Source organism: Halorubrum sp. CGM4_25_10-8A, from assembly GCF_005435025.1.
In the GTDB taxonomy this organism is placed as follows: domain Archaea; phylum Halobacteriota; class Halobacteria; order Halobacteriales; family Haloferacaceae; genus Halorubrum; species Halorubrum ezzemoulense.
On the sequence record NZ_SGTX01000006.1, the window covers coordinates 114,385 to 129,419 of the forward strand.

Consider the following 15,035-nt stretch of genomic DNA (forward strand, 5'->3'; position numbering starts at 1 on the left):
CATCGTACTACACCATTCAACGGCAGGGGTAGTAAGTGTGGCGCAGAACGTGCAAACAACCGATGACGGCGCTGTATCCCCCCTACTGCGTTCCTTGTCCGCTGGCGCGGACTACGGTACTCGTTGAGGGTGGGGCTTAGCACCTGCATACAGCTAAATGGTGTCCTACGCCTGTGTCGACAGCCATGGCGTGGCCCGGCACAAACACGGATCAAAGACCGCCTGATCGGGTATCAGGCAGCCAAAGATGATCCTCAGGCGACTCATTAACTAATGAGGATCGCGTGACCGTTGACGTGAACGTCACGGAGCCGCCTGAACCTAGGGACGGTGACGATGGCCTCAACGGCGGCGGTGATGAACCCGGTGATGGCAGTGATAGGACCGACGGTGGCGACGATGATGGCGATGCCAGGAGCGACGATAGTGCTGGTAGTAGCGGTGGCGGTGGTGGTGGCGTCCCAGCCGGTGACACACCTGAATCGATTAATGAGGCTGACGTGATCACAACCGAGACAGAAGTTCCAAGACGAATCTCTGGAGACACCCCCGTCGCTGCGTTCGACACAGTCGAGACCGTCCAGACGATTACGTTCCAGACGGACGCACAGGTGGGAGACGTCCAAGTGTCGACCATCGACCCCGATACGGAGGCGATTGACACGCCCGGCGTTGCTGTGGCGGTGCAAGATATCACCGTCCCAGATGAGTCAGCTGATACGCCCGCGACAATCGAATTCACCATCCCACAGGACCGGCTCAACGAGATCGGAGCGACTCCGGAGGCCCTGCAGGTCTTCCGTAATGTCGACAGCGGACAAGAGCCACTTGAGACGACTGTTGAGACCAGTGGTGCCGACATGATCACTGTCACAGCAGAGACGCCAGGCTTCTCCGTCTTCTCAGTGAACGCTGTGAGCGAGCCAGACGCCGCCATCAGTGTTGATGCTGGTGTCGTCGAAACTGGCGAGGAGATCACGCTGTCCGGAATCAACTCCACGACGGAGTACGGCGAGATTGTTGCCTACGAGTGGGCTGCTGGCGGCGAGACGCTCACGGGTGAGACCGCACGGACGGCATTCAACGAAGGCGGCGAGTACACCATTGAACTCACCGTGATCAACGGCGCTGGTGAGACGGACACAACGACCGCTAATCTCACCGTTGAGACGGGTGGTGACGGAACAGCCGGTGATGTCAGGGCCGATGATGGCACCGCCGGCGACGGAGCCATGGCTGACGGTGTTGAGCAACCAGATGGCTTCAATTGGGGCGTGGTGCTCGTGATTGTCATCTTAGCGATTCTTGCCGTGGCTGGTGTCGTGCTCGCTCGCCGGCGGTCCTAACGGACTACTCTCTATTTTATAGGGAATCGAAGAGAATACCTGCGTCTTTAGCTGAATACAGGCGGTAAGCCCCCTTCCTCAAGGAGCAACGCAGCGAAGCGAGTAGCGCAGTAGGAAGGGGATACACCGCCGTCATCGTCTCTCATACACTGCTCTCTATCACTACTCCACACCCCACGTGCCAACGCATTTATGTTGAAACAATATATAAATACAGGTGATGGATAGACACGAAGTCGAAGGCCACGAAGTCATCGAAGGCGAGGTGAAAGCCACCGGAAACGGCGCACACGTCCTCGTTCCGAAACAGTGGCGTGGCGCAGACGTGAAAATCGTCCGAACGTCTGACCCCGACGAATAGCTACTCCCAATGCACTACGCCTATAGGTTCCGACTCAATCCCACGCTCGAACAACGTGAGCAACTGGATTACCACCGTGACACCTGTAGGCAACTCTACAACCACGCATTCAACGAACTTGAGCAAATCCCAGACTCGGCGGGGACACTCAACCAACGAGTGCGGCAGGTTCGGGATCAACTCACTGACCTCAAAGAGTGGTGGAATGAGCTGAATGATCTGTACTCGACAGTTGCACAGGCAGCTGTCATGCGAATTGAGGACAGTATCAAAGCTCTCTCCGAACTGAAAGAGCGGGGCTACAACGTCGGTAGTCTCAACTGGAAAGCCCCACAGGACTTCCGTAGTTTCACTTACGTACAGTCTGGTTTCGAGTTCGATAGTAAGAACGGCCAGCCTGTACTGTCACTGTCGAAACTCGCGGATATTCCAATCGTGAACCACCGAGAGATCCCCGACGACGTGACGATCAAAGAGGTCACGATCAAGAAAGAGCCGACCGGTGAGTGGTTCGCCTCATTCGCTGTCGACGGCAAACAAACACCGGAGAAACCAACCGACTCCGAGCGATGTGTTGGGATTGACGTTGGGATACTCAAATACGCCCACGATACCGATGGAACTGCTGTTGGGTCGCTTGACCTGTCCGACGAACGCGAACGGTTGGAACGCGCCCAGCGCGACCTCTCACGGAAAGAACATAGGTCGAACAACTGGGAGAAACAACGGAAAGTCGTTGCCCAGCGCCATTCCGATCTAACACGGAAGCGACGTGATTTCTTGCACAAGCTGTCGAACTACTACGCCACCGAGTACGAATTGGTGGCTGTCGAGGACTTGGACGCGAAAGGGTTGGTTGAACTACCGGGGAACTCTCGAAACCGAGCGTCGGCGGCGTGGGGGACGTTCAAGCGAATGCTCGAATACAAATGCGACCGTGAAGGCACGCACTTTGTGGCGGTCGACCCGAAAGACACGACCAAAGAGTGTGCGTCCTGTGGCGTGAAAACCGAGAAACCGCTGTGGGTTCGTGAACACTCTTGCCCTTCCTGCGGGTTTGAAACGGATCGGGACGCGAACGCAGCGATCAATATCCTTTCTCGCGGATACGACCAGCTAGGAGTGGGATACTCCGAATCAACGCCTGTGGAGACTGCGCTCCCTGTGGATACCTCGGTGTCTGCAAAGCGCGTCGTGGAAGCAGGAAGCCCCACCCTCAAGAAGCGAACGGCGTCAGCCGTGGGCGAGTAGGGTGGGGTAGTTCACCTGAAACTGGGCGCTACGGCTAGTCTCAAAATTGTCTGTCTGAGTGTCGATCCCGGTCAGCGAGTGCGTCCCCGATCTGGTGTCGCAGCTCGTCGGCACGGTGCTGAACGTCCGAGAGCAGCGTGTCCAGATCGACGAGAACCTCCGTTTCGAGATTAGCTAGAGAGTCAGGGTCGTAACGCTCGAGCGTATCAACGAGTACCAAGGCATCCGCGTAGACGGCGATATCTGGGTCAGTCCGTGAGGAGGACCTACTACCGGGCCCAAGCGAATCCTCACGCAATGGGGACGGGGACGGACTATCTGTCTCGATGATCACACTGCGGTCAGTAGCAATGTTGATCCGCGGATGCAGACTCAACACCGCTGGATAGGGGGCTGCTTCAGGCGGGAGCCGTCGCAACTCGTAGCCGCCATCAGAATTAGTGAGACGCCGATACAACGTTTCGAACTGCGCTTTTTCGAGTGGCTCTGTCTCCCCACGACGCTCGTACCTGACGATAATCCGATGTTCCTGGATGTCATTAATCGTGAGTAGAACGTCTGTTCTCGGTGTTCGAAGTCTTGTCTTCTCTGGGAGCTCATGGAGCCGCTCAAGAAGCTCGTGCCAGCGAGCATGAAATGACATACCAGATACTACCACTGCAGAAACAAATGTATACGGCCGCTCTCAGCTGTGTCGGTCAGTCGCGCCGAGGAGTCCACTCTCCAGCTTCTGAGTATTAACCAACACGCTGTCACAGTAACAGCCATTGTTGGTTAATACGTCGCGCTCTTATGTAGAAATGTGGAAAGACCGTATAATTACACTGAGCCGGTACTAATCTGGCAATATGGCTTCTACTCAGCCAGCGTTCGGCGGGATGTTTCGACAGCTGATTGAGCTGGGAGTTATCGAAATCAACACGGAGCCGCTCGATGCCTGTATCGAGCGACGACTCAAAGAGTTCTGGGAGAATACATCCTGTCCACGCTGCGGTCACCAGCGTCTCATGACATCGGAGACCCGTGACCGGGTTCGATGTCGTGACTGTAACTTTAAGCCGATCTACACCTACGGAACACCGTTTCACGAGAAGCACCTCTCTTGCGGTGAGGTGCTTCTCGCTTTTCTCCTCTACGCAGACACGCTGCTGAGTATCAACCAGATCGCGCCGCTACTTGATCGCGCTTACAAAACCGTTCACACTGCTCTGTTGAATAGATGCTGGGTCACGGTTACAGCGGTTCACACAGCGGTTCTATGTTAGTGATGGCGAACATGAGGACAATTTCACGGAACTGTCGATACCAGCCCAGCGCTCGCACGGCATCGCCGAGCGAGCGCTTCGTTGTTGAGTAGGACGTTTCGGCCATCCACCGCTGAGTGTAGCCATTTGCTCGATTGAGCGCGTTGTTCGCGGCTGCTTTCGCTGATGAACCGCGGTAATGAACGAGGTACTCAACGTCATGTGCGGCGATTTCGTACTCGGTGTGCCAGTCTTGGAAGCCGTTGTCGGCGGCGACAAACTGCAGGTCGTTCGCGTTTCGGCGAACGACCTGCGGTCCAGTCTTTGTGTCATGCTTCCACCGAGCTGCGATGTGAACGTCAAGAACAGCAAGCGATTCCACATCAGTCAATGTCGTCACTTTCAGCGTCTGTATTGTCCGTCCCGCCCGCTGGCGGAAGTACGATGATGCACGTCGCCGGTCGAAAAACGTGCTGTCAAGGGCGGCGTGACCAGACTGCGGGTGCTGCTGCGCAGAAACGCGCAGCAGCGCCCGCCACACCCACATTTTCAGCCGATCAAACGACTTGTAGATCGTGCTGTAATCCGGCAGATCGTCCCGATCTAGGCCGAGGGCGTCACGAACTTCGTCCATGTACTTCAGCCGATTCGGCGTTTCACGGTAGCTATGACCTTCTTCGAGCCGAAAGCAGTGCAGCACAACGTGGACCCAGCGGGCGAACCCGCCGCTGGCGGGCTCGCCCGCGTGCTTCCCCAACGCTTGTTTAGCTAGGTGACGACACTGCTCAACGAAGTCGAGGAGGTCGACTTCCATAGGCAAGAATCGAATTCCTCGGCTTCATCCTTCTAAACCCGTGATATCGGCTAAATAGATCGCTCTTCAACAGAGCAGAAGAAGTGGAGACAGGGGTGCTCATCGACCTGTATACTCTGCTCTCGGATGTCCAACGGAATGCCGACGATCTCCGCAAGGAGATTGCTGACACGCTCTTAGACCGACTCCATCACGACCGACCCGTCTCGGGATCGTACGGCTCGGTCCAGCGGACTGCTCGGACGAACCGCTCGCTCAAAGACGAAAAAGCGGTCTTGGACACGCTCGAATCGGCCGGGATCGACCGTGACCGGGTGGTGAGCGTTGACCGCGGGAAGGTCGACGATGCCCTTGAGGTGACTGACGTCGCCGAAAGCGATGTCTTCGAGACTGAAGAAACCGAGTACGTCCGGAAAGCCGAGGTGGATGAGGATCGCAAGGAAACACGGCTCCAAGGGCTGAAAGACCAGCTTGCGGCGAGTGAGGCTGATGACGCTGACCAGCTTCGTGACGAAGTCGAAGAGCTCGAATCCCGGATCGAGGAGTTGACCGAATTCAAGTCTGGACAGTCGTATCACACGCGCTCAAGTGCTGACCGGTGAGTCGGTCTGGCAGCGTGACGAGGGGAGACACGCCATGATCGACATCGCCCTTGACGTGGGTGTTCCCGCTACCGATCAAGAGTATCAACCCAGTCGGACGACCAGTTTTCTCACACTGGGAAAATAAATAAATCAGTAGGAAATATATCACCGTCAAATTCACACATATGGAATTTTGTGATGACTGCGGCTCCATGATGGTTAAAATCGACGAGGAATGGATCTGTGAATCTTGTGAGCCTAGCGAGTTTGAGGCTGAACTGGAAAACGAATATCATCGGGAAGCAGTCCTACTAACCTGTCCCATTTGTGGCCGCCAGCGACCATACTGCGGCGCAAAAGGAGCGGAGCTAGGTGAACCCAGACTTCGAATGGGAATCATTTGGCATCTTGATTCTGCACATGATTTGGATGGGGTTAGACAAGGTGCTACAGTTATTTCATGCCTTGATGATAGCAAAATAGTCAATATTTCATCCGAACTCTGTGAGGAAGCCTCCGATCGCGGATGGGGCTCGTATGACGTCTAGCTTATCGAGAGCCGTAAATAGAATCAGATAGGGTTGTAGTCACTCGTCTCGTTGTTCCCGAGGTAATTTACCTGACGGCAATTCATACCCTGCTTATGGTTGACCTTACTCTCGATCGGATCGTTGGATTAGCTGGGGAGTGGACTGACGACTCTCGAGCGAGCGAGCAGTTTCGCGCGATTATCGACGACGAACAGACAACTACCGAGGATATCACAGACTATGTGGACGAGGCTATCGCCGGCTCAGAGCCATATCACAACCGTGCACTACAGGATCTAGTCAACAATATTGGCCGACGACTGGGGTTCGATATCGAGTATGGGGTGTATCAAGGCCGTCCTGATACGATCGGCTTTGACGGCCATTGGATATCGACAGCAACTGACCCACCAACACATCTTGTCGTCGAAACAAAAACCACCACGGCGTATTCGATTGATCCGGGGCAAGCAGGCGGGTATATGAAGACGCTGGCTGAAACCGCGGATCTTGATCGCTCGCAGGTGTACGGACTCTACGTTATCGGCGACGATGATGTTGAAACAGTCGCCCAAACGATTCTCGGATCGGAGTACCGCGATCGAATGCGAGTCATCACGGCGACGCAATTGCTCACGCTCTTGGAGATTCAGGAGGAATCGGGCCTCCGTCACGAGCAGGTTGCCGACGTGTTGTTACCGATCAACGCTGTCGACGTAGGGCAACTCGTGACATTGATTCAGGACGTGATCGAGTTTCGAACGGAAAACACAGAGATCACGTCGACGACTGCGGGTGATGATTCCGACCCCACTACTGAGGACGATCCGGCATCAACTTCGACAAAGTGGACAGGGCCAAAGACAGGGGCCGATGCGGTGGTCGGGCAGCGCTCTCGGACCGCAATTGAGGGACCGGATGATGCTACGATAGCTGTATTTCCGTCGCAGCTCTCAGGCGTTGAATTTCTAAAAGAGAATAACGCGTGGGGATTCGTCCGCATCAACCGCGAACCGGAGTACGTCGCGATGTATGTTTCCGATGATGTACAGGCCGTGCAGTACGTGGCTGAAGCGAAAGAAATCGTCCCGGCACCGGAAGCGGAGTTAGCCCGGACATTGGAATCGTATGGTGGCGAGCAGGCAGAGTTTGGGCAAGATAAGAAGGTAGTCGTGTTTGAGCCAGAGTCGTTATACGAGCTGACTGATCCGATCCCCTACGAAAGTCGAGTCCCATATTCACTCCGATATACCGAACTGGGTCGGTTTCGAACAGCAGAAACAACCGATGATATTCTTTGACGTTGAGTAGAAGACCGTTGATGAGTGTTTGTTAGCTCCGGTCAGTCTCGAGAAAGCATAGTTCAGCCAAAGCCACGTCCGTTCTGAAAGCTGGTTCAAGAAACTGAGACCTCGAAAAACCGCAAGACAGCTCGACATCCGCAACCAACGATACAAGATCATTACGTGTTGTGTACGAAGCTGATCCTAGACGTCATATGAACGCAATCGAAAACGCCTGTTGCGGGTCTGTTGTGCTACCGAGTGGGAGGAATTAGCGCAATAATCACGAGCAAAATCTTTTGACTTACTGTGCGGATAACAACATCAACTGCTACACGTACCCTCATCTCGAGATCGTGTGTACTGACTGAATTTCACCGATCACAGTGAGTCACGCACGACATCATCAAACTCGAGGAGTATTTGTTCGGGGACGAACTGCTCGAAGCGTACGCGACCCCCGGAAAACCCGATTGTCACTCGGGGCCTGAAACGACCGTCTGATTCCGGCAGATCGATCCCCCCTGCCACCGTCACGAGGCCTTCCGCCTCGTTGAGACGGACGTCCTCACGTTCGAGGATATCGCTCACGACGGGGTCGACGCAAACGTCATTTAACGAATCACCTCCCAATTCTTCGGGACGGACCTCGATACGCGATGCCTCGTGACGGTTGCCCGCAGTCTGGAGTCGGAGCGTCGAGTAGCCGGCCACGCAGGCGTCCTCGAAGCGGCCGCGGAACCCGCCGTCAAGAAACGAGATCCGACTCGCGTCGTCGATCTGTAAGTAGTCTATGACGGCCCCTACGGTCGCGTCGGCAGTGTCGTCGTCAGGAGCACGAACCGCGAGGACTGGAGTGTGTGGTTTGAACGTCGCTACGGTCGTCGTCCGGTCTGTATCCGAGACGGTCAGCTGCGTCTGTGTTCCAGTGTCGGGGACGTCACAGACGACGTAGATCCGATCCAGGTCCCTAATGGTCGTCTGGATCTCGGGACCGTATGCTCCTGACGAACTGACATCGTCGACGCGGCCCGTGGCACCGTCGAGCGTCACCTGTCGGAGTCCGTCGACACGATAGTAGTAGACGGTTCGGGCACCTGCGAATCGGAGCTGCGACGCGACGCGACGAACTTCGATCTGCGAGAGTTCGTCAAGTGTCTCAGCGAAGCCGCGATTGTCGACGTCGATGGAGAGGTCAGCCGCTTGGAGGACGCGGCTACGGGCGACCTGCGAGGGGAGGTCACGGAGTAGTTCCTGTGGCGAGGCGTCGATCTGCGTCGGGTCTATCGGGAGGTCCACGTGAGGCACACCGGTATGGAAGACGTACGTCGCTTCGGTGAGATAGGGATTTCGGAGAAAGTCCGGGACAGCAGTACCGTGTTATATATGATACCTGTACTCCAGATAAGTCCGATTCATGTCCGAACCGAACCAATCTAACCGATCTGAAGGCCACCGCGAACTCTGTGAGGGGCTTGTCGAGGGAAGCGGTGACGAGACCTACCTCACAGTGTCTGGTGTCGACGCCGACGTCAGCGAGTTCCAGGCCGACCGACAACCCGACGAAGAAGATCTCTTCAGGTACTACTATCCTATTGGTACCGTCGCAGTCATCGAAACCGTCCTTCCTGTTTTACAAACCACACGACGTGAACGGCTCCAAGATACGTACCTTCATAACCGTCCCTGCCGACGAATCGAAATAACATGAGTATGGAACGATCAGTGGATACGAGCATCGACGACGTGCTCACGCTCAGCAGGGAGCTCACTGAGGGAGATGGCTTGATTAAAGGCCAAATTCGGCTGTATGATGTTGAGGACGACGACGGCTCGTTGGAGGCGGATCCCGAACGATTCTTCCAGCGGACGCTGTTGACCGGCGGACTCGAAGACTCGCTGAAACGACTCCGCGACACGTTCTCCGGTGAGGATAACACCCGAATCCACGAGATGTACGGGCCGTACGGGACGGGGAAGTCTCACCAGATGGTGGCGATGTACCACTGCTTCAACTCGCCGGATGTCGTCGAAAACTGGGCAGACGGCCGGATCGAGGACTTCGAGGGTGTCCTTCCCCGTAACGCCCTTCCAGTCGTCGTCTCACTCCAGAAAGAGCAGTACGAATACCTCTGGGAGCCGCTGTTCGAGGCGCTCGACTACGAGGTCACTGAGGAGGACTACGACAAGGAGGGCGGCTATCCGACCATCGACGTGATTGAGGACGCGGTCGGCGATCGGACGGTCGCCTTCTTCATGGACGAACTCGAGGACTGGTTCGGGACGCTTGAGGGACGCCGCCTGAGCGCCAACAAAGGGTTCCTCCAAGCGCTCTTGGAGACCACCTCGCGGACGAACCTCTTCGCCATTGTCTCTGTGCTACGCGAAGGCTCCGATGTCCACGACATCCTCTCGCGACAGACCCGCGTCGAGGTGAACATGTCCAATCAGGTGGACATCCGAGACGTGCTCCGTCACCGCCTTGTCGAACCGGGTTCGGTGGATACGGCCGCCGTCGAATCGCTCGTCGACGAGTATATCGAGGCGTACGACGGCACAGATTACGTCGACTTGCCGGACGGGCTCCGGGGAGATATGGAGGAGACCTACCCGTTCCATCCGGAGTTGATCGACTCGCTGAAGACGCGCTACTTCGCGGAGACCGAGTCCGGCGCGACCCGCGGGATGCTGTACCTGTTCGCGAAGGTACTCGTCGACAACTACCAGGGGACAGACATCGTCACCCATGGGACAGTCGATGCGGTCGAGTACAACGACGAGCTCACCCGAATCAACGTCGAACACGCGCGGCCGGACCGCTGTTACGACGACATCGTTGACCGGCTTGCCGACACGGACATCCCGTTCGGACGCCCGATTCTCAGTACCGTCCTCATCTACTCGCTCACGCCGGGACTCGCCGAGGGGGCGACCACGTCGGACATCATCCTCGGTACCTACCACGCCGATGACCGAGTGAACGACATCATCGTTGATCTGGAGCGTCTCCAGGGGGAGGTGTACCACCTCTGGCGCAACGATGATCAGTTCGTCATTCGCGAGGACGAGAACCCCCGGTCGTTGGTGAAGAACGCCGCGAGAGACGTCGACGACGCCGACGCGATGACACTCCTCGGGGAGACGGTGGAATCTATCTTCGGAGCCGGCTCGTACCCCGTCGGATTCAACGCGAACGGGGAACTTGGAAGCGTCCCAGACAGCCAGAACATCAAGGTCGTCGTTAAAAGCGGCCCGTGGAATGGGTCGACTGTAGCCGAGATCATCAAAAACCAGCCCGCGGGTAGACAGTGGCGGAACACGCTGGTGTTCGTCCAGCCAAAAAACGACAACCGAATCTCGCCGACCGACCAACAGGAGAAGTTCCTCGGGAAGGCGAAGGAAGTAATCGGTGCGGAGATCCGGAAGGATGACCCGAATCTGAGCGACGAGATTGTCGAGGGGATCGAGGAGCTCCACCAGGAGTACACCGAAGACCTCGAAGAACGCCTGCGGAGCGCGTACGGTGAGGTTATCGACGGCGACGACCTGCTAAACGAGTTCGACTACGCCGCGGAGATGACACTCGAGAACTTCGTCTCCGCGGAGGACGAACTGAGCGCGAGCAACATCGCCGCGGCCGCCGAAGCGGACCCGTTCGACCTCCAGCGCCACGTGTGGGATCTGGTCCAGAACCGACTGCGTAGTCGCGGTGAGGCGACGATAGACGACATCTACGAGCAGTTCCTGATGGATCCGACGTACCCCATCCCCGGAAGTAAGCAGGCGGTCGTCAACGCGGTCGAGGATGGACTCGAAGACAAGCCCGTTCTCGCTCACAGTAGTACCGGGTTCACCGACGAGTTACAGAACCTGAGTCCCGACACGATTCTGGTGTTACAGGACGACGTCGAGCGATGGACAGTCGATGACATCGAAAACGAACTCCGGCGGCAGTTCAGCGGTGGTACGACAGAAGTCGATGTCGGAACGTTCGAGTTGGAGCTTCTGGAACGAACGGATGTCTGGATCGAGGGCGACGATCCCCACGACAACATCATGATGGCAGTGGGACGGCTCGCGGCCGACGACCAGTACGTACTGTTTAGCGGGAGTGAGATCATCCCCAAGGCTCGATCGGACGCAACGCTCCGTGACGTGTCCGACGCTGATCGACTCGGTGTTACCGAGGTTCGATCCCGTATCGAGACTGCCATTGATGCGGCAGGCGAGGCAGACACCGGTCAGGTCCTCACTGCGATTCGGAACGATCCCGAGGTGTTCCTTCCGGACGACGAGACGGAATCTGCGTTCCGGGGAGCAGTGAGTGGCCTCGTTTCTGATGGCTATCGGATCAAGACCGGCGGCGACTACGTCAGTTCGCTTGGCAACCGGGATCCGCTATCCGTCACGCTTGTTCCGATGGTCGACGAGGAGACCGGAGAGCGGATCCTCGAATACATCGGTGGTCTCGACGACGAAACGACGTTTAGCATCAGCGACGTTCAGACGGACTGTGCCCCGGACGCGACTGAAGACGAAGTGCGTCACTTCCTGTTGGCTCATCTCGGTGGGGACGACCCCGAATACGAACTCGGAACGATGGGCTCGACAGATCCGTCTGACTGGTTCCCCGGTGCGGGCTTCCGTGTCCCGAAAGACGACACGTGGACGTTCGAATACCAGGGGGACAGTGCGGCTGATCTTCGCTCTGAGTGGCAACAATCTCACGAGGCAGGTACGATTAGCTACGGAGCGATCTCATTCACCTGCCAGGGGGACGCCGCAGCGCCGGCTGGCTTCGGCGATGACGCGACGTTCGAAAAAACCCACGCAGAGCTACAACTACAGGTCGGGCAGTCTCATGATACGGTTGCCAACATCTTCGAACGGATCCCTGAGAGTGCGGCGGGCATCGATATCAGCCTTGAGTTCGAATGAGATGAGGATTCAAATACCATCTCCGGACCACGATTCGACATGACTGATCCAGCTGAAGAGTCTGAGCGGCGGCCGATAGAGCGCGGATTTCCCATCTCAGAAGTCAGCGCTCTGGCCGAGCGGGAGGGACGAGCGAAGCTCCATTACCGTCCCTTGACCACGATGCACAAGTGGTGGGCTCGTCAGCTGGGAAGCGTTTTCAGAGCGATCTGTCTGTACACGCTACTCGACGATCCAACTCGGGTCAGTATCCGCGATTATCCGGGGAACGGAGACGACGCATCCCTCTCGGAGTTTACAGACGGGAACGAAGACGATGAACTCGATATCGGCGCACTGATTGACAGTGTGGATCTGGAAACTCCGGCTGAACTCTGGGAACTATATCCTCAAGATGTCCAAGTAGCGGATAGCACCGTCCTCGACCCGTTTATGGGCGGAGGAACCAGCCTGCTTGAAGCCGGTCGCTTCGGAGCATCGGTGACCGGAGTCGATCTGAACCCCGTCGCGTGGTTCGTGACAAAAAAGGAGTTCGAGGCAGCCGAAATCGATCCGGATGAACTCGAGGACGCCTTCGAACAGGTCGAAGCGGACGTTTCGGACGAACTCACCGAGCTATACCAAACGGATTGTCCGCACGACGGTAGCCACGTAGCCGATGTCGTGTACGCACTCTGGGTCCGTTCGCTCGATTGCGTTTCCTGTGACGAGACCATACCGCTGTTCAAAGACTATCGTGTGGCAAAGGGGCGATACGAGGATAGCGACCGTGACCACGTCCTTTGTCCGGACTGTGGTGGGATCTTCTTGACGGACGACATCTCGACGGAATCGGTCTGTTCGGACTGTGGGTATGAGTTTGTTCCCGCCAACGGACCGGTGTCCCAGGGTGGGATGTACGGATGCCCCTCGTGCGGACTCAAATATCCGATCGTCGACGCGATTGCGGAAGGTCAGTCGTACAAGGAGGAGCTGTACGCGATAGAGTACTACTGTACTGACTGTGAGGACGAGGGAGCAGAGCGGTCGACGTACAAGGGATATACGTCCCCGAGCGAGGGGGATGTCAAACGCTACGAGGACGCTGCTAAGCAGTGGGCGGAGAACGACGACTTATCGGAGTATTCTCCGGACGGAGAGATTCCGGATGGTTCGATCACGGCTGCCTCCTCGATCAGTGGAAACGATATCTTCCAGCATGGGTACGAGACGTGGCGGGACATGTTCAATGACAGGCAGTTATACTGCCTCTCCACACTTCTTCGATCAATTGACGAGATTGACGATCCCGACGTTAGAGAGTTCCTTCTGTTGGCGTTTAGTGATTCCTTGCTGTTCCAGAACAACTTCGCGCGATACAACAGTGCCGGAAGCAAGATCGAGGGTGCGCTCGGCCGAAACTCCTACACTCCACGGACGAGCTATGCGGAAAACAACGTCTGGGGGACGAGGGCTGGGAGAGGGACTTTCACCACGACTTGGCAGAAACTACTAGACGCGGTCGATTTCGCTCATGACCCGACTGAGCGGTATCTCGAGAATGAGGAACTCCACGAGACGGAATCGTTCGAGGAACTGATTAGTGGAGAGTATACGCTCCTTCAGGGCGATATGCGTGACGTTTCATTGGAGGAGGAGTACGACGCGGTCATCACGGATCCGCCCTACTACGACAACGTCGTCTACTCGGAGGTGTCCGACTTCTTCTACGTTTGGCAGCGACTTCTCCTGTCGGATTCGTACGACTGTTTCGAGCCCGAGACGACCCCGCGGTCAGACAGTATCGTCTCTAATCCCGCGACAGGAAAGGACGGGGCCACGTTCGAGGACGAACTCGGAACCGCATTCGGGAGGATACGGGAGCTACTCGCGGACGACGGAATCTTGGTGTTCACCTATCGTAACGGCGACGCCGACGCGTGGGGGGGTCTCGTCGACGCACTTTGCTCGGAACAGTTCGAGCTGACAGCGATGTACCCAATCGCCGCTAACGCGAGCGAGCTCTTCGGTGATAACAAGCCGAACGTAACGGTCATCGTCGTCGCGCGTCCCGTAACTTCTCCACAGGGAGAGCCGATTAGCTGGTCGGCCCTCCGACGCAAAGCACATCGATCGGCTAAGCGTGCGAGAGAGCAGATCGAGGAAAGCGACCAATCGCCTTCCGAGGGAGAGATCTCACTGATGGAACTCGGACGATGCCTTCGAGAGTACTCCCAACACCATGGGCAGGTCCACCGGAGGAGAGAGACGATGGATACAGTCGAAGTGGTCGCTGAATTCCAGAACCTCGTCTCTGGTGAGATCACGCCTGACGAGATCTATCTCAGCCTCCTCGAGATAGACGCGCCATCACGGCGGGATCTCCAACGGCTCTGTTACAGCACCAACGTTTCTCCCGATGACCTCCAGCGCAGGGGGCTCGTTACGGACGGTGATACATTCGATATCGCGACCTGGGCTGACGAATCCCGACAGGCGTATCTCGCATCGACGGCAGACACAGATCTGACGCCTCTCGACCAGGTACATCTGCTCCGCCAGAAGTCGGGAACCACCGGTGAACTCCGCGATCAACGGAACATGGACACAACTGACGAGCTCGTTGAATTGGCGACAGAGCTAGCGAGGCTTACGAATGACGACGGCTATCGAGGGCTCTTTCATGAGTGAAACCAGTCACGACG

The 15,035-nt window shown here is 56.7% G+C and carries 9 protein-coding genes and 2 pseudogenes; 8 read left to right on the forward strand and 3 right to left on the reverse strand.

What is annotated here, in order from left to right:
* Nucleotides 1-296 precede the first annotated feature (296 nt).
* From EXE52_RS08750 to EXE52_RS08760, 3 genes are all read left to right on the forward strand, one after another.
* Nucleotides 297-1,346, forward strand: a complete 1,050-nt coding sequence (locus EXE52_RS08750; protein ID WP_158413995.1) for a PKD domain-containing protein — start codon at nucleotides 297-299, stop codon at nucleotides 1,344-1,346.
* Nucleotides 1,347-1,566: 220 nt separating this feature from the next.
* Nucleotides 1,567-1,707, forward strand: coding sequence for a DUF2080 family transposase-associated protein (locus tag EXE52_RS08755; protein WP_137703660.1), 141 nt, complete (start codon nucleotides 1,567-1,569; stop codon nucleotides 1,705-1,707).
* A 9-nt stretch (nucleotides 1,708-1,716) separates the two neighbouring features.
* A complete protein-coding gene (locus tag EXE52_RS08760; protein ID WP_137703661.1) occupies nucleotides 1,717-2,958 on the forward strand; it encodes an RNA-guided endonuclease TnpB family protein in 1,242 nt (413 codons plus the stop codon).
* Between the two features lie 40 nt (nucleotides 2,959-2,998).
* On the opposite strand, the gene EXE52_RS08765 is transcribed toward EXE52_RS08760, so the two are convergent.
* The gene (locus EXE52_RS08765; RefSeq protein WP_137703662.1) at nucleotides 2,999-3,601 is read right to left on the reverse strand and encodes a hypothetical protein; all 603 of its coding nucleotides are present in this window, start codon (nucleotides 3,599-3,601) and stop codon (nucleotides 2,999-3,001) included.
* Nucleotides 3,602-3,806: 205 nt separating this feature from the next.
* Here EXE52_RS08765 and EXE52_RS08770 point away from each other — a divergent pair.
* Nucleotides 3,807-4,169, forward strand: a pseudogene (locus tag EXE52_RS08770) (IS1595 family transposase); the annotation flags it as partial.
* Between the two features lie 22 nt (nucleotides 4,170-4,191).
* Here EXE52_RS08770 and EXE52_RS08775 read toward each other — a convergent pair.
* Entirely contained in the window at nucleotides 4,192-5,016 is an 825-nt protein-coding gene (locus tag EXE52_RS08775) for an IS5 family transposase (RefSeq protein ID WP_137703663.1), read from the reverse strand.
* Between the two features lie 80 nt (nucleotides 5,017-5,096).
* Here EXE52_RS08775 and EXE52_RS08780 point away from each other — a divergent pair.
* Together EXE52_RS08780 and EXE52_RS18495 are read left to right on the forward strand one after the other, a co-directional pair.
* Nucleotides 5,097-5,618, forward strand: a pseudogene (locus tag EXE52_RS08780) (hypothetical protein); the annotation flags it as partial.
* Nucleotides 5,619-6,243: 625 nt separating this feature from the next.
* Nucleotides 6,244-7,431 (forward strand): hypothetical protein, encoded by a 1,188-nt coding sequence (locus EXE52_RS18495; protein WP_199239140.1) that lies wholly within the window; start codon nucleotides 6,244-6,246, stop codon nucleotides 7,429-7,431.
* A gap of 363 nt (nucleotides 7,432-7,794) precedes the next feature.
* Here the strand turns inward: EXE52_RS18495 and EXE52_RS08790 are convergent, their stop codons facing one another.
* Complete coding sequence (locus EXE52_RS08790) at nucleotides 7,795-8,466, reverse strand: hypothetical protein (protein ID WP_199239141.1); 672 nt, start codon at nucleotides 8,464-8,466, stop codon at nucleotides 7,795-7,797.
* Between the two features lie 660 nt (nucleotides 8,467-9,126).
* Between EXE52_RS08790 and EXE52_RS08795 the strand changes: the two genes are divergently transcribed.
* Together EXE52_RS08795 and EXE52_RS08800 are read left to right on the forward strand one after the other, a co-directional pair.
* On the forward strand, nucleotides 9,127-12,351 hold the full coding sequence (locus tag EXE52_RS08795; protein WP_137703666.1) for a DUF499 domain-containing protein: 3,225 nt from the start codon (nucleotides 9,127-9,129) through the stop codon (nucleotides 12,349-12,351).
* Between the two features lie 39 nt (nucleotides 12,352-12,390).
* The gene (locus tag EXE52_RS08800; RefSeq protein WP_137703667.1) at nucleotides 12,391-15,021 is read left to right on the forward strand and encodes a DUF1156 domain-containing protein; all 2,631 of its coding nucleotides are present in this window, start codon (nucleotides 12,391-12,393) and stop codon (nucleotides 15,019-15,021) included.
* Nucleotides 15,022-15,035 lie beyond the last annotated feature (14 nt).